Source organism: Synechococcus sp. ATX 2A4, from assembly GCF_024346375.1.
Lineage (GTDB): Bacteria > Cyanobacteriota > Cyanobacteriia > PCC-6307 > Cyanobiaceae > MW101C3.
Genome location: NZ_JAGQCV010000004.1, coordinates 194,424 through 210,830, shown reverse-complemented (window position 1 = coordinate 210,830; position 16,407 = coordinate 194,424). Strand labels below are relative to the sequence as shown.

The window sequence follows — 16,407 nt, the reverse complement described above, 5'->3', positions numbered from 1 at the left end:
ATGGCGGCGGCGCCGCAGGGAGGGAGGAGCGATAGGGTCCCAGCAGATCGGTCTTGTGATGGCTTCTCTTCCAGCGCAACTTCTGGCGGGAGCCTCTGCCAACGGCAAGCTCGGTGTGATGGTGTGCGGCCATGGCAGCCGCAACCGTCTGGCCGTTGAAGAATTCGCCCAACTCGCCATCGGGCTGCAGCAGCGCCTGCCCCACCTGCCAGTGGCCTACGGCTACCTGGAGTTCGCCCGGCCGATCCTGCGCGACGGCCTCGACCGACTGCGCCAGCAGGGGGTTGAGCATGTGCTGGCCGTGCCGGGAATGCTGTTTGCCGCCGGTCACGCCAAGAACGACATTCCCTCCGTTCTCAACACCTATGCGGCCGAATCCGGCCTGCGGATTGATTACGGCCGCGAGCTGGGTGTCGATCGCAAGATGATCGAAGCTGCCGGCGCCCGGATCCGCAGCGCGTTGCAGCAGGCCGATGCGGCCGCTGCAGCCGGCGGCGGGCCAGCGGTGCCCTTGCACGACACCCTGCTGGTGGTGGTGGGGCGCGGTTCCTCCGATCCCGACGCCAATTCCAACGTCAGCAAGGTGACCCGCATGCTGGTGGAAGGCTTCGGGTTCGGCTGGGGCGAAACCCTCTACTCCGGCGTCACCTTTCCGCTGGTGGAACCAGGCCTGCGCCATGTGGTGAAGCTGGGCTTTCGCCGCATCGTGGTTTTCCCCTACTTTCTGTTTTCCGGTGTGCTTGTGAGCCGCATCCGGTTGCACAGCGAGCGTGTGGCGGCTGATCATCCCGCGGTGGAATTCGTGCATGCCCCTTATCTCGGTGACCATCCACTGGTGATCGACACCTTCCATGAGCGTGTGGAAGAAGTGGTGCGTGGGGACACCCAGATGAACTGTTCGCTCTGCAAATACCGGGCCCAGGTGCTGGGCTTCGAGACGGAGGTGGGCGATCCGCAACGGAGCCACCATCACCATGTGGAGGGGTTAATCGAATCCTGCACGTTGTGCGAGCGGGAATGCACCGGCGCCTGCCAGCCCGATGGGGTGCCGATCCCCCTGGTGGGCCGCGGGCCCGACCACAGCCACACGCACGGCCCCGCCCATAGCCACAACCACGCGCACACCCACACCCGCTACCCCCACGCCGACCACCCGCTCGGGCCGCGCAGCCTGGCGGTCACACCCCCCGCCAACGCAGACCCAACCGTCTCGCCGACCCCCGCGACTCAAGAGATCCACGGGGCATAAGCCCTGCTGATGTTTCGGGGATTTCCCCAGGTGCCCATGGTTTTCCCCAGAACGGGCAGGGTTTTTCCACAGGCGAGGCTGGGGGAAGGCCTTTCAAGCCCTTGAATCTGGGGATTACGCGGGTTTCCCGGCAGCCTTCTTGACAAACGATCTCAGTGGCTTCACCCGCCAGACCGCTTGCTGATGACCGTCGATGAAGGGGCATCGCAGCTGACTTTCTCAAGGCGAGCCGGCTTGGGTTTCACCCAGGCGCCCCGCTTTGACGGGCCTGCCGTCGCTGTGGCTATGTGGGCTGAACCGAAGAGTCACGGCATTGAGCGACGCGCTGAACAGGACCACAGGCCAGGGACGCAACGGCATGGGCAGCAGCAGCGAGGCCGCCAGCGGCACCGGGCGGAGCGAGGCCCATCTTGGTGAGACCGGGGTGGCTGCAGAGGGCCGCGTGAGCCTGGAGGCGGAGATCCCTGAATTGCTGTTCGACGGCATGCGCGACTTCATCCGCAGCCATCCCCACTGGGACCAGTACCAGCTGGTCAGTTCGGCCCTGGCCAGCTTTCTGTTCCAGAACGGCTGCACAGACGGATGCGTGACCCAGCATTACCTCAACGGCCTGTTCATGCGCAGCCAGCCGCGCGAAGGCCGTCTGATCTGAGGGGAAGCAGGGAAGCAGGCAGCACCGGAGGGCATCAATCAGGCCGCCCGGTCCGAAGAATGTCTCCCAAGCACGCGCTTTTCGTTCACGCGCTTTTCAGCCACGTGATTGTTCTGGCACGTGATTTCAAAGGCGCATGGTTTCAAACGCGCATGGTTGATCTGTGAGCGCGCATCTTCCGGACTCCATTTCTTTGAACGCCGCCATCAACGGCGCAAGCCCTACGCGCCGACAACGAACAAGGCGTCGTTAACTGCTGCCCAGAAGCAGCCTGCTGGTTCGCAAGCCACCAACAAAAAAGCGGAAGCCCGAAGGCCCCCGCTTTGGAATCTCCCTTGCCCGACCCGGTTAAAGGTCGCTCGCAAATTGTGCAGGAGGCCCCTGATTGCTTTTGTGGTCGTTGACACCGCCCGCGTGGTCCGGTCAGGAGGCGCTCACAGCCCCATCGATCGGGCCGGTGCGCAACCTGTGGGCGGCATGGGCGCAGGCTCGCCAGGTGATCGCCATCTCCGTGAGCGTTGGGCTCTGCCAGCCGGCACTGGGCCAGCAGGCCCCATCGGTGACCAGCAGATTGGGGGCCTGCCAGCAACGGTTCCAAGGGTCCACCACCCCGCTGTCCGGACCGGCCGCCATGCGGGCTCCGCCCAGTTCATGGATGAAGTAGCCGGGCGGCGCCGCCTCCGCTGACAACGCCACCCCGAGTCGCAGCAGCGGCTCGGCGAGCGGAAACAGAAACAGGTCCTCCAACGGCCGGATGCGCCCACCGGCGGCCGCCACCACCGCCGCCATGCGCGCCTGCATGTGGGCCACCAGTTGCGTTTCGTTCTCGCCCCAGTGCACATCGATGTGGGGGGCCGGCAGGCCCCAGGCATCGGTGGCGGTGCCCGATAGGGTGAGTCGGTTGTGGGCCTGGGGCAGCACTTCCCCCTGGCCGATCAGAAAGCCGACCGCCTCAGCGGGGCGCCGCTTGAACGGAGCTGGCGGATCAAAGCGCTGCACGCCAGCCCAGATGCCGTAGCCGCGGCGGAAGGGCACAGGCTGGGCCCCATCGCCGAGATTCACGGTGTTGGGAATGAAGGCACTGCCCGCCCCGGACAGTTCACTGGGGCCGGCCAGGGCCGGCTGATCGGGCAGCGCGAAGAAGCGGCAACTGGAGACGTGATCCATCAGATGGCGGCCCAGACTGCCGGAGGGGTCCGCCAGCCCATTGGGCTGATGCGCCTCTGTGGAGTGGAGCAGGATCCGCACCGATTCCAGCGTGGAGGCGCAGAGCACCACCAGCTGGGCCTGCACCCGCTGCCGGGAACCGCTGGCCCGCTCCACGAACACCACCGCCTCGGCGCGGCGGCACGTGCGGTCGAGCTCCACATGGCTCACCACCGCGCCAGGGCGCAGCGTCACCCGGCCGGTGGCCAGGGCCTGGGCCAGTGCTCCCCCCTGGGAGCAGGAGCGGGGCCAGGGGCCGCTGCCGGGGCGGTGCAGCGCGAATCCACGGGAGTGGATCAACGGCAGATCCAGCTCCCGGCCGATGGCCTGCTGGAGGTGGCGCTCCGCCGGCGTGAATGGCAGCGGCGGCTGAAACTCCCCATCCGGCAGTTGGGGCAGGCCGTCGCGGTGGCCATGCACGCCGTGGAAGCGCTCGAGTCGGCTGTAGTAAGGGGCCAGGTCGGCGTGGCAAATCGGCCAGGACGGGCCATGGCCATCCCGCTCGCCCGCCTTGAACTCGTGGTCGGAGAGGCGCAGGGTAATGCCGCCCCAGGTGAGGCTTTTGCCGCCCACCTGACGCCCCCGGCTCCAGAGGAAAGGGCGATCGGGGGGCGTGCTGTAGGGGTTCTGCCGCTCATCGACGTACAGGTCCGGGTTGGCCTTCCAATAGCCCGGATGCTGCACCTGTTGCCACTGGCGGCCGCTGCTGATGTTGGCCACCCGCTTGAGGCTGTTCAGCGGCTCACTGCCAAAGGCCTGGCGGGCACTGAGCGCGGGCCCGGCATCCAGCACCAGCACCTTCAGGCCGGCACTCGCCAGCACCATGGCAGCCACACCGCCGGTGGCGCCGGATCCCACCACCACCGCATCAACCAGGGGTTCGGGCTCGGCGAGCGTCATCGGCAGGCCAGCAACGGGCGTGGCGTGGCGACCTTAAGCGGCGGCGGCCTGCCGCCGAGACGGCGCCTGAGGGGCCGCCATCTGCCCATAAAAAAACCGGCTGCACATCGGCAACCGGCGAATGAAAAATGGTGGCGGGGAGGAGATTTGAACTCCTGACCTTCGGGTTATGAGCCCGACGAGCTACCAGACTGCTCTACCCCGCGTCGCCTTTGACACACTACAAGCCGGGGGTGCCTTCCGGCAATGGGCGGGGTCTTGGGCGCTGCGAGAAATCGTGCTGGTGCTGGTGGCCGCGAATCCACCAGACAGCTCAACAGCCCGCGAGCTTCAGCGGGCCAGCTTCAGCGGGCCATGGCGTCGAAACGCAGCTCGCCGCTGACCTCCAGCCGCAGGCCCGGGCCGGGGGCGAGGAACTGATCCTCGAGCTCTTCGAGGGTGAGCGCCGTCAGCCAGTCGAGCTGCCGCAGCAGGTGCAGCGTCACCGCGTGTTTGGCGCGGCTGGCGCCGTCCTCCACCTTGATCGCCACCCCCAGCCCCTCGCCCATGCGGGCGAGGCACTGGATGCCCTCGGCGCCTCCCTTGCTCACCACCAGGCCATGGCCCCGGCGCATCAGCTCGGTGTCGAAGCGACCTTCGCCTGCCACCAGCTCCGGATGGGCCAGCATCGCCCGGCTCAGCCGCTCCAGATCGGGCTGTTCCGAACCGCCCAGGTGGGCGAACAGCAACGCCATCTGCGCCAGCTGGATCTGCAGGGTGGGGGCACCGCAGTCGTCGCGGGCCGTGACCAGCTCGGCCCCAGGCAGGCCCAGCAGTTCTCCCACCCCCTTGAACACCTGCTGCTGCAGCGGGTGATCGGGCTGGAGGTAGGTATCCAGCGCCCAGTTCATGCGGCGGCAGGTGGCCAGAAAGGCAGCGTGCTTGCCCGAACAGTTGTGCTCCAACGGGCTGGCGTCAGTCCGCGGCGGCGGGCACTGCAGCTGGTCGGTTTCGAGATCCGCGTTCCAGAGGATCTTGAACGCTTCACGGGCATGGGCCGGCGTGCCGGCATGGGAGGCGCAGGCGATCGCCAGGCTCCGGCTGTCGGCACCGGCCAGGTCGGCGGCACCGCTGCTCACATACGCCTGGGCCTGGAACGGCTTCAGCGCCGAGCGCATGAAACTGAGCTGCTGGGGATCTCCGGCGCGCATCAGCACCCGGCCGCGCTTGTCGCAGACGACGGCGTGGACGCGATGCACCGACTCGGTGATGCCGGCACGCAGCAGCCGCACCTCCAGGGGGGGCACGCCGGGCCGCTGGGAGGAGCCGAAACTGGAGGACAGGGACATCGCAGGGAGTTCGGGGCCCCGCGAACGACCGGGGCCAAGGTTCAAAGAGCCTGGCAGAGCCCGGTTCCTCCCAGCAGCACCGCAGCGGCCAGGAGCAGGCCCTGCCGCAGCCGCTCGAGCACGGGCCGCACTTCATGGCGGGCCACCAGCAGATCCTGCTGGCGCCAGGACAGCGGCTTCTCCCACACCTGGCCGTCGTACCAGCCGGATTCCTCGTACTCGACCCGCTCGGAGGTGAGGCGCCGGTTCACGTAGCTCCAGCCCAGCCACTGGCGGGTGAGCAGCAGCAGCGAGGGCAGCACCGCCGCCACCGCCGCCGCCAGCACCAGCCGTAGGGGCGCGTGGCGGAGCGGCCAGCTGCCATAGGCGATCAGCAGACACAGCGGCAGCGCCAGCAGCCAGCTGATCGCCAACGGCTTCAACAGGGATCGGGAGCTTTGCACCGGCCAGGCGAAAAACCAGGAGGCCAGCAACTGGCGGTATTCCTCCAGAGGCTGCTGTTCAACGGGCACCGGACAGGTCGAAAGGGGGGAGACCTGAGCCATGGAAACCGCCGAACGATCAGAGGGAAACAGACTCCTCGGAGCTTAGGAAGGGCACCTGTTCGCCGTGTCCCCAGAACGCTTCGAGGTCGTAATAGCGACGTTCGCTGGGGGTGAACGCATGCACGATCAGCTCGCCGTAATCGAGCAGCACCCAGCGCCCTTCGTTCTGACCTTCCTTGCGCAACGGCAGGCGACCCGCCTCGGTGAGCAGACGGTCTTCGACCGAGCGGGCGATGGCCCGCACCTGCACATCAGAGAGACCTGAGCAGATCACGAACCAGTCGGCCAGGGAGGACACCTCATCGACCCGGATCAGACGAATGTCCACGGCCTTGCGGTCGTCGCAGGCCTCGGCGGCGAGCCTGGTGAGGCGATCACTATCCATAGACGTTCTCGCTGGTGACGGACTGGCGGCTGCCTTGTTGCTGAGCCATTTCGGCGCGCGCAGTGGCCGCACTCTTGCGCAGGGCCTCCAGGCGATCTTCGTAGAAGGCGCGCTTCTTCTTCTTGCGGGTCTGCTCGACCAGCTCCTTCAGGGCACCACCCAGGCTCTTATAGGCATTGGGCAGGGTGTAGCCGAAACGGGTGGCCAGGGCGATGGCCCGCTCATCGGCGGCGATCGCATCCTGCAGACGCTTTTCGGAGTTGTTCTTGAGGTAGAGCCGGTAGCCGGCGAAACCCGACAACCCCAGCGCCATCATCAGCAACAGACCGTCCTGCACCCACAGCTCGCCGATGGCGCCGCCAAGCCCGATGGCCAGGGCTGCCATCTCCCAGCCGTCGCGTGGCACAGCATCGTTCTGGATGCGGCCCACCTCATGCCAGAACAGCAGGTTGCGGTGGTCGAGGGCCAGCTGGTCCCAGGTTTCGAGATCCACCTGGATCTCCACCTCATCGCGGCCGATCTCCTCGATCGTGACCAGGGGCGGATCGGCGGACGCGGCGGCTTCCACGAACACCCAGCTCTGCATCTCCGGAGGAAGCAGCCCCTTGAGGCGCTGGAGTTCGCTCATCGCACCGAACAATGGATAGGAAACCGCCACGTTAGCGAGGACACACGCCCCGGACGCCTGCGGGGCGGGCAGTGGGCGTGAGAGGCTGAGCGCGTTTGGCTTCGACCACCGCCCATGCCCCGCCGCACGGATCTGCGCCGCATCCTGCTGCTGGGCTCCGGGCCGATCGTGATCGGCCAGGCCTGCGAATTCGATTATTCCGGCACCCAGGCCTGCAAGGCCCTGCGGGCCGAGGGCTTCGAGGTGGTGCTGATCAATTCCAATCCGGCGTCGATTATGACCGATCCGGAGATGGCGGATCGCACCTACATCGAGCCGCTCACCCCTGAAGTGGTGGCGCGGGTGATCGCCATCGAACGCCCCGATGCCCTGCTGCCCACCATGGGCGGCCAGACCGCCCTCAACCTGGCGGTGGCGCTGGCGGAAGACGGCACCCTGGAGCGCTACGGCGTTGAGCTGATCGGCGCCAACCTGGCCGCGATCAAGAAAGCGGAAGACCGCCTCCTGTTCAAACAGGCGATGGAACGCATCGGCGTGGCGGTGTGCCCGTCCGGCATCGCCAGCTCGCTCGCCGAGGCCGAACGGGTGGGCGAGGAGGTGGGCGGTTATCCACGCATCATCCGGCCCGCCTTCACCCTCGGCGGCTCCGGTGGCGGCATCGCCTACAACCCCGAGGAGTTCCGCGCCTTCTGCAAGAGCGGCCTGGAGGCCAGCCCGGTCTCCCAGATCCTGATTGAGCGCTCCTTGATCGGCTGGAAGGAGTTCGAGCTGGAGGTGATGCGCGATCTGGCCGACAACGTGGTGATCGTCTGCAGCATCGAGAACCTCGACCCGATGGGGGTGCACACCGGCGACTCGATCACGGTGGCCCCCGCCCAGACCCTCACCGACCGCGAGTACCAGCGGCTGCGCGACCAGTCGATCGCGATCATCCGCGAAATCGGCGTGGAAACCGGCGGCAGCAACATCCAGTTCGCGATCAACCCGGCCAATGGCGATGTGGTGGTGATCGAGATGAACCCGCGGGTGAGCCGTTCCTCCGCGCTGGCCAGCAAGGCCACCGGTTTCCCAATCGCCAAGATCGCCGCCCGCCTGGCGGTGGGTTACACCCTCGACGAAATCCTCAACGACATCACCGGGGCCACACCGGCCTGTTTCGAGCCCACGATCGATTACGTGGTCACCAAGATCCCCCGCTTCGCCTTCGAGAAATTCCGTGGCTCTCCGGCCGTGCTCACCACCTCGATGAAATCGGTGGGGGAGGCGATGGCAATCGGCCGTTGTTTCGAAGAATCGTTCCAGAAGGCCCTGCGCTCGCTGGAAACCGGTCATGCCGGCTGGGGCTGCGACCGCCCTGACGCCGAGGTGGAACCCAGCGACCTGGAACGCCAGCTGCGCACCCCTGCGCCGGAGCGGATCCTCGCGGTGCGCGCCGCCATGGTGGCCGGCCGCAGCGACGCCGACATCCACGCGCTCAGCGCGATCGACCCCTGGTTCCTGGCCAAGTTGCGCGGCATCCTCAGCGCCGAGCAGGCCCTGCTGCAGGGGCACGCGCTCCACGACCTGACCAGCGACGCGCTGCTGACGCTCAAACAGCTGGGCTTCTCCGATCGCCAGATCGCCTGGGCCACCGGCAGCGATGAGCTGGGTGTGCGGCGCCGGCGCCAGGCCCTGGGGGTCAACGCGGTGTTCAAGACCGTGGACACCTGCGCCGCCGAATTCGCCTCCTCCACCCCTTACCACTACGCCACCTACGAACGGCCGCTGGAGCAGCTGGCCGCCGACGGCAGCCTGGTGACGCTGCCGCCGCAGGACGAGGTGCAGCCCGAAAGCCGCCGCAAGGTGATGATCCTGGGCGGCGGGCCGAACCGCATCGGGCAGGGCATCGAGTTCGACTACTGCTGCTGCCATGCCTCCTTCGCCCTGCAGGAGGAAGGCCTGGCCACAGTCATGATCAACAGCAACCCGGAAACGGTCTCCACCGACTACGACACCTCCGACCGCCTCTACTTCGAGCCGCTCACCCTCGAAGACGTGCTGAACGTGATCGAGGCCGAGAAGCCCGAAGGGGTGATCGTGCAGTTCGGCGGCCAGACACCGCTGAAGCTGGCCCTGCCGCTGCTGCGCTGGCTGGCCACGCCGACGGGTCTGGCCACCGGCACCCGCCTCTGGGGCACGTCACCGGAATCGATCGACAGCGCCGAAGACCGCGAGCAGTTCGAGGCGATCCTGCGGCGCCTCGACATCCGCCAACCGCGCAATGGCCTGGCCCGCAGCGAAGCGGAGGCCCGCGCCGTCGCCGCCCGGGTGGGCTATCCCGTGGTGGTCCGGCCCAGCTACGTGCTCGGCGGCCGGGCGATGGAAGTGGTGTTCGATGAAGAGGAGCTCAACCGCTACATGGTGGAGGCGGTGCAGGTGGAGCCCGACCACCCGGTGCTGATCGACCAGTATCTGGAAGACGCGATCGAGGTGGACGTGGACGCCCTGGCCGACCGCGAGGGGCGGGTGGTGATCGGCGGACTGATGGAGCACATCGAGCCGGCCGGCATTCACTCCGGCGATTCGGCCTGCTGCCTGCCGGCGGTGTCGCTGGGGGCCGAGGCCCTGGCCACGATCCGCCGATGGACCCGGGAGCTGGCCCTGGCCCTGGAAGTCACAGGGCTGATCAACCTGCAGTTCGCCGTGCAGCGGGAGCAGGTGTTCATCATTGAGGCCAACCCGCGCGCCTCCCGCACGGTGCCCTTCGTGGCCAAGGCCACCGGCGTGCCGCTGGCCAAGATCGCCAGCCGCCTGATGGCGGGGCGCACCCTGGCGAAGCTGGGGCTCACTGCCGAGCCCCAGCCGCCGCTGCAGAACGTGAAGGAGGCGGTGCTGCCCTTCAAGCGCTTCCCCGGTGCCGACACCCTGCTCGGACCGGAGATGCGCTCCACCGGAGAGGTGATGGGCAGCGGCGCCGATTTCGGCATGGCCTATGCCAAGGCGGAACTGGCTGCCGGCGAAGCGTTGCCCACCACGGGCATGGTGTTCCTCTCCACCCACGACCGCGACAAGGCGGCGCTGGTGCCGGTGGCCCGCAACCTGGCCGCGCTGGGCTTTCGCCTGATCGCCACCACCGGCACAGCCTTGGTGCTGCGCTCCCACGGCCTGGAGGTGGAAGCCATCCTCAAGGTGCATGAAGGGCGCCCGAACGTGGAGGACGCCATCCGCTCGGACCGCATCCAGCTGATCATCAACACCCCGATCGGCCGGCAGGCCGCCCACGACGACAGGTACCTGCGCCGCGCTGCCCTCGACTACGCGGTGCCCACGGTCACCACCCTGGCGGGCGCACGCGCGGCGGTGGAGGCGATCGCCACCCTGCAGAGTCAGGAGCTCACCGTGGCCGCCCTGCAGGACATCCACACCCCGTCCGGCCGCTGATCGCTACGGTGAAGGACCCAGCCCGAAACCGTTGACCACCACCGCTCCCCCCAGCTCTGTCGTGGCTCCCGGCACCGACATCACCCCCCTGTTCCGCGCCGCCTACGAGAACCGCTACACCTGGGAACCCGGTTTCGGCGGTTACAAAGGGCGCTGCGTCTGGGAGCAGGGCAACCGGCGGGAGGAAGGCCGCTTCGTGGTGGGCGCCGACCTCAAGGCCAGCGTCGAGGGGATCGACGACGCCGAGATCACCAAGGCCATGGCCTCCCAGCTCTGGGAGGTGTGCATCCACCGGGTTCGCCGCACCTTTGAGCAGACCCACAGCGCCAACACCTTCTCCGCCGGCGACACCGATGCGGTGGGCCTCGAGGTGATCGTGGGCGGCAAGGGCAGCGGCGACCGCTACCGCATCAAGGACGACGTGGTGACGATGGTGCACCGCCACATCCACGGCACGGTGGTGACGATCTTCACGCTGGAAACCACCGACACCGGCACTGGCTACCTGAGCCGCCGCTACAGCAGTGCCTACAGCGACCCGGCCACCGGCGACGCCCGCGGCGGCACCAGCCACTTCACCGACACCTTCGTGCCGCTGGCCGGCACCGGACCCTGGGTGCTGAGCGAGCGCGTGATTGCCACCGATGCCGGCAATGGCGAGGCTGGCAGCGGTGAAGAAGAGAGTGGCGAGGCCGCCGGTGCGGGCGAGCAACGCTTCCGCTTCGAAGACCTGCAACCGCTCTGATCGCATCGGCGGGTCATCGCGCCCACTGGCCTCGCATCGACCGGGCCTCGACGAAACGGGGCCGAGCCCGCCACTGTCCGGGCTCTAGGCCCAGCGGCCTGGAGTGCGGCAGGCTCAGAACGGTTCCGGCAGGGGCGGGATGGTCTTGAGGCGCTCGTTGAGCTGATGGGCCATCGACTGGCGCCCCACGGCCAGCACCTTCAGGGTGTCTTCGTGCAGGCGGAGCTGGTTGTCTGCCACCTGCATGCCGCGCACCAGTTCCTTGAGGTCATCGGGCAGCGTGTTGAGGTCGTAGCGCTTGCCTTCGAAGGTGAGCACGGGCGGGTTGGAAGCGGCGTCTGTCAAAGCCAGCACGGAGTGGATCGCCCAATTTAGGCCGGCTGGCGCCGCCGCTTGAAAAAAAACATGAGCAGGGGCCCCACCTGCGAGGCTTCCACCATCTCCCACCCTTCCGCGCCCAGCAGGTTGAGGAAGAACTGCAGCTGTCCGGCTGGATGGCGTGGCGGTGGGGGGGCGCCGTAGAACTCCGGAAACTCGCTGGCGATGAATTCTGGGCTCAAGGCACCCCGCAGCCGCTCGCTGGCGGCTTCCGCGCTGGGGGGATCTGGAGGGTTGCCACTCTCCAGGTTGATGTGGATCACCCGGTATTCCCAGAGAGGCAGATCGGTCATGGCCGGTGGTGCGAGGGGGGGCGAGCAGCGGTGGGGCGGGAAGCCAGGCGGGAGCTAGGCCAACGGGAAACGGGAAGGAAGGCCAGCGAAGCGGCTGGCAGGGCCTGAGCCCAACGAGCCGGTAGGCCTGCTCAGGCCGCCACGCGGATGAGCTGTCGCTGGCACAGCTCGCGGTAGCGCCCGCCCCGGGCCATCAGCTGATCATGGCTGCCCGACTCGACGATGCTGCCGGACTCGAGCACCAGGATGTGATCGGCCTCCTGAACCGTGGCCAGGCGGTGGGCGATCACCAGCACGGTGCGGCCGGCCATCGCCTGGCGCAGGCCCTGCTGCACCGCCTCCTCTGCCTCCGCATCCAGGGCACTGGTGGCTTCGTCGAGCAGCAGCACCGCCGGATCTCCCAGCACCGCCCGGGCGATGGCCAGCCGCTGCAGCTGACCGCCGGAGAAATTGCTGCCCCGCTCCTCGATGCGGGCGTCGTAGCCGTTGGGCAGGGCCTCAATGAAGCCGGCCGCATTGGCCAGGGCGGCGGCCTGGCACACCTGGGCCTCAGAGGCGTCGCGGCCGAAACGGATCGCCTCGGCCACTGTCCCTGAGAACACACTGCTCTGCTGGGGCACCAGGGCCACCGCACGGCGCAGGTCACCGGAGCGCAGCCGGGCCAGATCCTGGCCATCGAGCAGCACCCGCCCGCGCTGGGCTGTGTTGAAACGCAGCAACAGGGAAAACAATGTGCTCTTGCCGGCGCCGGAAGGCCCCACCAGCGCCACCAGCTGCCCGGGCGCCGCGCAAAGCTCAAGGCCCTGCAGCACGGGCCGCTTCGGGTCGTAGCCGAACCAGACACCCTCCAGACGCACCTCGCCGCGCACCGGGCCCAGGGGCAGGGCGCCGGCATCGTCGGGGGGTTCGATCGGCTCCTGCTCGATCGCCCGCAACCGCTTGAGCGAGGCCTGGCCCTGCTGCAATTCGTTGTAGTTGGTGGTGAGGTGGGAGATCGGATCGATCAGCATCAGCAGGGCCGCCACATAGCTGCTGAAGCCCTGGCTGGTGAGGCCGCCCGCCTGAATCCGCGAGGCGCCGATCAGCAGCACCGAGAGGATGCCAGCCGCTTCGATGAAGCCCACCACCGGATGCTGCAGCGCCAGCAGGCGCATGGTGCGGTAGCGGGCACGGCGGTGCAGATCGATCTCCTGCTCAAAGCGCTGCTGCAACCAGGCCTCGGCAGCAAAGGCGCGCACCAGGGGCAAGCCGCCGATCGCTTCTCCCAGCAGGCCGGCCAGTTCGCTCACCTGCTTCTGACTGCGTTCGGCCGCCCCCATCACCCGCGCCCCGAAGGCGCTCACCAGCACAGCCACCAGGGGCGCCAGCAGCATGGTGGCCAGCGACAGCTTCCAATCGAGGAAGACCATGTAGCCGAACACCACGATCAGCTGGAGCAGGCTGGGGGTGGTGTCCTGAATCGTTTTGTAGATCACCTCGGCCACCCGGTCGGCGTCTTCGGTGAGGCGGTAGGTGAGATCACCGGCGGAGAGTTTCTCCAGGGAGGCGAACTCCAGACGCTGCAGGCGGGCGAACAGCTGGCTGCGCAGCGCCTGGCCCACCTGCAGGGCCGGGGAGGCCAGCAGGGTGTCCTGGCCGAACTGGGCCAGCTTCTGCACCAGAAACACCAACAGGGCCAGGCCGATCGCCCGGAGCACCGCTGGAAAATCACCGGCGCCGATGGCGGGGATCAGCTGGCCGGCCAACCAGGCGAGCAGGGGCCAGCAGGCCACAAAGATCACCATGCAGACCCCGCCGGCGATCAGATTGCGGCGATGGGGCCCGAGCAGCGGCAGCAGCCCGCGAAAACCGGCTGGTGGGGGTGCGAGCATCGGCGAACCTTATCAGCGCCCTTTCGGCGCCTCCCTGGGTGCGGCTTGACCAATTCCTCAAATGGCAGGGCGTGATGGCCACCGGCGGTGAAGCGAAGTTGAGGGTGCAGAACGGCGAGGTGCGGGTGAACGGCACCGTCGAGCTGCGCCGCGGCCGGCAGCTGCAGGCGGGCGACCGGGTCGAATGGCAGGGCATCGAGATGGAGGTACCGCCTTCGGCCTAGGTTGTTGGGCACCTCAGCGAGAGAAGGCGGTGCGCAAGGCGGTGATTGCAGGCAACTGGAAAATGCACATGACCTGCGCAGAGGCGCGGGCCTACGCCGAGAGTTTCGTGCCACAGATGGCCGATCTTCCCGACGATCGCGTGGTGGTGCTGGCGCCGCCCTTCACTGCCATCGCCGCGCTGAGCGAAGCCCTGGCAGGGAGCGACATCAAGCTCTCCAGCCAGAACGTCCATTGGGACAACGGCGGCGCCTACACAGGCTCTATCTCTGCGGACATGCTCAAGGAGCATGGTGTGTCCTACGCGATCGTGGGCCACAGCGAGCCCCGCAAATACCACTCCGAGAGCGATGAGCAGATCAATCGTCGGGCCCTCAGTGCCCAGGCGGCCGACCTGATCCCGATCGTGTGTGTGGGCGAAACCGACATCCAGCGCAGTTCACGCGAAACCGAGCGGGTGATCCGCCGCCAGGTGGAGCAGAGCCTGGAGGACCTCGATCCGAGCCGCATGGTGGTGGCCTACGAACCGATCTGGGCGATCGGCACCGGCAAGACCTGCGACGCCGCTGAGGCCAACCGCATCTGCGGCCTGATCCGCAGCTGGGTGGGCTACCAGGATGTGGTGATCCAGTACGGCGGCTCGGTGAAGGCCGACAACATCGACCAGCTGATGGCCCAGAGCGACATCGACGGCGTGCTGGTGGGGGGCGCCTCGCTCGACCCGATCAGCTTCGCCCGCATTGCCCAGTACCGCGTACCGGTGACGATCTGAGGGCCGGTCTCACCCACTGAACAGGTGTGGTCCAGCCCCCCTAGGCCAATCGGGGGGATCCGATCATTTGGCACTTGGTTCTGCAGACCATTCTGAAAACCTCAGAGCTCCAGCAGTTCAACAGACAAAAGCAGCGGTGCTGCTGGCGCCCTCTTCAAGTACTTGGAGCGGCTGAGCCGGTGGTGCTCAGCGGACCTGCATTCGGGAGATCGCCATACTCCCGCTTCAGCAGCACGTAGAGATAATCGGGCGATTTATAACGGGAGGGATAGCAATGAAAGATGGTTTCGAGCCGATCCCAGCAGACGGTTCTTTGAATCTTGACGAGAGATTTACCCTCTCTCACTAGAATGCGGAGCGCCTTGCAGTAGAGATGATAATTCGCCTCGAGTTCGCCAACGGTGAGATTGGCCGCGCGTGCTTCGGTCATGTTGTGAACTCCTGGGGATTCACGCCAGCTGGCGTGGATGAGAAAAAAGACCTACCGCCTGCCATCCAGCGTGTTGTAGCTGGATAGCCTCTCTCTAACCGCTCGCCACCACGTGGCCATGCCCCTTGAAAATCTCCGGTGGGAAAGATTCCTTCCGGAGGCCATGCCGCAAGGACAAGCTCCCAAGCGCCATTTCCCTCCACGGGCCACTGCAGCCATTCAACCCTGCCATGGGAGCAGAGCATGTTTGTGACGGACATGGTGAGAGAGGAACGCCAACATCTGGGAAATGGCTAAGACGAACAGTTCTGCTCCCAGCACGACCCTACGGCGATGCAGGGACTGTTGCGACCGCCAAGGGGAGCCGACATCAAGCTTCATGATGCACGTCACGACATGTGAAGCACGCAGGCAGAAATACTCACGTCACACAGCAAGCCACGGCGATGGGGCTCACAACCTCAGCTGCATCCACGCAAGTTCGCTACACAGAATTCCTCAGCAGACCGCTGCCCCTCCCCCAACCAGAAGCATGATGTTCGAAACCATGCACACCCTCCCTTTTCCCCTCCGTGCTGATGAATGGCAACGGATCCGTGATGCTCTCCGCTACCAGGGCCGCGACCTGCACCATCGCTCCTACGCGGTGGATGCCGTGCGCCGGGAGTTGTTGTGGGAAGAGATGGATCGCTGCCTGCAGCTCGCCAATCGGATCGATTCCCTACTGGAGCAATCCGAGCCATGAACACACCTGAGCCGCTGCAGGGCGCCAGCGCCTGGGACCATCGCTACCGCGAGGGAACCGATGCGTGGGAGCTGGGCGAGCCGGCACCCCCCCTGCGGTCGTTTCTGCAACACCACCCACTGGCTCCTGAGCCCCCAGGGCGGGTGCTGGTGCCTGGCTGCGGGCGCGGCCATGAAGCGGCCCTGCTCGCCGCCGGCGGCTTTGCCGCGCTCGGCCTTGACTTCAGCGCAGAGGCGCTGGCGGAGGCCCAGCGGTTGCACGGCAGCGGCCCAGAGCTTCAATGGCTGCACGCCGACCTGTTCGATCCTGTGGCACTCGGCGCCACAGGGCTCACGGCAGGCAGCGTTCAAGGGGTGCTGGAGCACACCTGCTTCTGCGCCATTGATCCTGCCCAGCGGAGCGCTTACCTCACCACGGTGCGGGAGCTGCTGGCGCCCGGGGGCTGGTTGCTGGGTCTGTTTTGGTGCCATCCACGCCCGGGCGGGCCGCCCTACGGCGCTGAGGCCAGCACCCTGGCCCGGCAGTTCGAGCAGGCGGGCTTCACCATGGCCTGCTGGGAAGCGGCAGTGGGTTCCGCCAGCGGTCGCAACGGTGAGCCGCGAAACGATGAATGGCTGGGCTTCTGGCGGCGATGAGCA

At 67.1% G+C, this 16,407-nt stretch carries 17 protein-coding genes and 1 tRNA gene; 8 read left to right on the top strand and 10 right to left on the bottom strand.

Annotated elements, in window-relative coordinates; all coding sequences use genetic code 11:
• Positions 1–58 precede the first annotated feature (58 nt).
• Together KBY97_RS05615 and KBY97_RS05610 are read left to right on the top strand one after the other, a co-directional pair.
• Entirely contained in the window at positions 59–1,249 is a 1,191-nt protein-coding gene (locus tag KBY97_RS05615; protein ID WP_255145684.1) for a sirohydrochlorin chelatase, read from the top strand.
• Positions 1,250–1,607: 358 nt separating this feature from the next.
• Positions 1,608–1,901: a DUF2811 domain-containing protein gene (locus KBY97_RS05610; RefSeq protein WP_255145737.1), complete on the top strand. Its 294-nt coding sequence runs from the start codon at positions 1,608–1,610 to the stop codon at positions 1,899–1,901.
• Between the two features lie 423 nt (positions 1,902–2,324).
• Here the strand turns inward: KBY97_RS05610 and KBY97_RS05605 are convergent, their stop codons facing one another.
• The 6 genes from KBY97_RS05605 to KBY97_RS05580 form a co-directional block, all read right to left on the bottom strand.
• Positions 2,325–4,007, bottom strand: a complete 1,683-nt coding sequence (locus tag KBY97_RS05605) for a GMC oxidoreductase (protein ID WP_255145683.1) — start codon at positions 4,005–4,007, stop codon at positions 2,325–2,327.
• A gap of 129 nt (positions 4,008–4,136) precedes the next feature.
• Positions 4,137–4,213: transfer RNA gene (locus KBY97_RS05600), tRNA-Met, on the bottom strand.
• Between the two features lie 138 nt (positions 4,214–4,351).
• Positions 4,352–5,335 (bottom strand): asparaginase, encoded by a 984-nt coding sequence (locus KBY97_RS05595; protein ID WP_255145682.1) that lies wholly within the window; start codon positions 5,333–5,335, stop codon positions 4,352–4,354.
• 41 nt (positions 5,336–5,376) lie between these two features.
• Positions 5,377–5,880, bottom strand: a complete 504-nt coding sequence (locus tag KBY97_RS05590) for a CGLD27 family protein (protein WP_255145681.1) — start codon at positions 5,878–5,880, stop codon at positions 5,377–5,379.
• A 16-nt stretch (positions 5,881–5,896) separates the two neighbouring features.
• On the bottom strand, positions 5,897–6,265 hold the full coding sequence (rsfS, locus tag KBY97_RS05585; RefSeq protein WP_255145680.1) for a ribosome silencing factor: 369 nt from the start codon (positions 6,263–6,265) through the stop codon (positions 5,897–5,899).
• Positions 6,258–6,893 (bottom strand): DUF3318 domain-containing protein, encoded by a 636-nt coding sequence (locus KBY97_RS05580; RefSeq protein WP_255145679.1) that lies wholly within the window; start codon positions 6,891–6,893, stop codon positions 6,258–6,260. The genes rsfS and KBY97_RS05580 overlap by 8 nt, the downstream gene beginning before the upstream one ends.
• Positions 6,894–7,007: 114 nt before the next feature.
• Here KBY97_RS05580 and carB point away from each other — a divergent pair, with 114 nt between their 5' ends.
• Positions 7,008–10,313 carry a carbamoyl-phosphate synthase large subunit gene (gene carB, locus KBY97_RS05575; protein ID WP_255145678.1) on the top strand — a complete coding sequence of 1,102 codons (3,306 nt, stop codon included), beginning with the start codon at positions 7,008–7,010 and terminating at the stop codon, positions 10,311–10,313.
• A 31-nt stretch (positions 10,314–10,344) separates the two neighbouring features.
• On the top strand, positions 10,345–11,058 hold the full coding sequence (locus KBY97_RS05570) for a DUF3386 domain-containing protein (RefSeq protein ID WP_255145677.1): 714 nt from the start codon (positions 10,345–10,347) through the stop codon (positions 11,056–11,058).
• A gap of 114 nt (positions 11,059–11,172) precedes the next feature.
• Here the strand turns inward: KBY97_RS05570 and KBY97_RS05565 are convergent, their stop codons facing one another.
• The 3 genes from KBY97_RS05565 to KBY97_RS05555 form a co-directional block, all read right to left on the bottom strand.
• Positions 11,173–11,403, bottom strand: coding sequence for a DUF6447 family protein (locus tag KBY97_RS05565; RefSeq protein WP_255145676.1), 231 nt, complete (start codon positions 11,401–11,403; stop codon positions 11,173–11,175).
• Between the two features lie 26 nt (positions 11,404–11,429).
• Positions 11,430–11,729 carry a hypothetical protein gene (locus tag KBY97_RS05560; protein WP_255145675.1) on the bottom strand — a complete coding sequence of 100 codons (300 nt, stop codon included), beginning with the start codon at positions 11,727–11,729 and terminating at the stop codon, positions 11,430–11,432.
• A gap of 131 nt (positions 11,730–11,860) precedes the next feature.
• On the bottom strand, positions 11,861–13,600 hold the full coding sequence (locus KBY97_RS05555; protein ID WP_255145674.1) for an ABC transporter ATP-binding protein: 1,740 nt from the start codon (positions 13,598–13,600) through the stop codon (positions 11,861–11,863).
• Positions 13,601–13,638: 38 nt separating this feature from the next.
• Here KBY97_RS05555 and KBY97_RS05550 point away from each other — a divergent pair, with 38 nt between their 5' ends.
• Together KBY97_RS05550 and tpiA are read left to right on the top strand one after the other, a co-directional pair.
• Entirely contained in the window at positions 13,639–13,824 is a 186-nt protein-coding gene (locus KBY97_RS05550) for an RNA-binding S4 domain-containing protein (protein WP_255145673.1), read from the top strand.
• A gap of 29 nt (positions 13,825–13,853) precedes the next feature.
• Complete coding sequence (tpiA, locus tag KBY97_RS05545) at positions 13,854–14,594, top strand: triose-phosphate isomerase (RefSeq protein WP_255145672.1); 741 nt, start codon at positions 13,854–13,856, stop codon at positions 14,592–14,594.
• A gap of 154 nt (positions 14,595–14,748) precedes the next feature.
• Here tpiA and KBY97_RS05540 read toward each other — a convergent pair whose 3' ends face one another.
• Entirely contained in the window at positions 14,749–15,024 is a 276-nt protein-coding gene (locus tag KBY97_RS05540) for a DUF3136 domain-containing protein (protein WP_255145671.1), read from the bottom strand.
• A gap of 547 nt (positions 15,025–15,571) precedes the next feature.
• Between KBY97_RS05540 and KBY97_RS05535 the strand changes: the two genes are divergently transcribed.
• Positions 15,572–15,769, top strand: a complete 198-nt coding sequence (locus KBY97_RS05535; protein WP_255145670.1) for a hypothetical protein — start codon at positions 15,572–15,574, stop codon at positions 15,767–15,769.
• Positions 15,766–16,404 carry a methyltransferase domain-containing protein gene (locus KBY97_RS05530; protein ID WP_255145669.1) on the top strand — a complete coding sequence of 213 codons (639 nt, stop codon included), beginning with the start codon at positions 15,766–15,768 and terminating at the stop codon, positions 16,402–16,404. Before KBY97_RS05535 ends, KBY97_RS05530 begins: the two co-directional genes overlap by 4 nt.
• Positions 16,405–16,407 lie beyond the last annotated feature (3 nt).

What these genes read in the sequence shown, in the direction of transcription:
- KBY97_RS05615 (WP_255145684.1), top strand. Translation starts at nt 59, where the DNA reads ATGGCTTCTCTTCCAGCGCAACTTCTGGCGGGAGCCTCTGCCAACGGC.
- KBY97_RS05610 (WP_255145737.1), top strand. Translation starts at nt 1,608, where the DNA reads ATGGGCAGCAGCAGCGAGGCCGCCAGCGGCACCGGGCGGAGCGAGGCC.
- KBY97_RS05605 (WP_255145683.1), bottom strand. Translation starts at nt 4,007, where the DNA reads ATGACGCTCGCCGAGCCCGAACCCCTGGTTGATGCGGTGGTGGTGGGA.
- KBY97_RS05595 (WP_255145682.1), bottom strand. Translation starts at nt 5,335, where the DNA reads ATGTCCCTGTCCTCCAGTTTCGGCTCCTCCCAGCGGCCCGGCGTGCCC.
- KBY97_RS05590 (WP_255145681.1), bottom strand. Translation starts at nt 5,880, where the DNA reads ATGGCTCAGGTCTCCCCCCTTTCGACCTGTCCGGTGCCCGTTGAACAG.
- rsfS (WP_255145680.1), bottom strand. Translation starts at nt 6,265, where the DNA reads ATGGATAGTGATCGCCTCACCAGGCTCGCCGCCGAGGCCTGCGACGAC.
- KBY97_RS05580 (WP_255145679.1), bottom strand. Translation starts at nt 6,893, where the DNA reads ATGAGCGAACTCCAGCGCCTCAAGGGGCTGCTTCCTCCGGAGATGCAG.
- carB (WP_255145678.1), top strand. Translation starts at nt 7,008, where the DNA reads ATGCCCCGCCGCACGGATCTGCGCCGCATCCTGCTGCTGGGCTCCGGG.
- KBY97_RS05560 (WP_255145675.1), bottom strand. Translation starts at nt 11,729, where the DNA reads ATGACCGATCTGCCTCTCTGGGAATACCGGGTGATCCACATCAACCTG.
- KBY97_RS05555 (WP_255145674.1), bottom strand. Translation starts at nt 13,600, where the DNA reads ATGCTCGCACCCCCACCAGCCGGTTTTCGCGGGCTGCTGCCGCTGCTC.
- KBY97_RS05540 (WP_255145671.1), bottom strand. Translation starts at nt 15,024, where the DNA reads ATGACCGAAGCACGCGCGGCCAATCTCACCGTTGGCGAACTCGAGGCG.
- KBY97_RS05535 (WP_255145670.1), top strand. Translation starts at nt 15,572, where the DNA reads ATGCACACCCTCCCTTTTCCCCTCCGTGCTGATGAATGGCAACGGATC.
- KBY97_RS05530 (WP_255145669.1), top strand. Translation starts at nt 15,766, where the DNA reads ATGAACACACCTGAGCCGCTGCAGGGCGCCAGCGCCTGGGACCATCGC.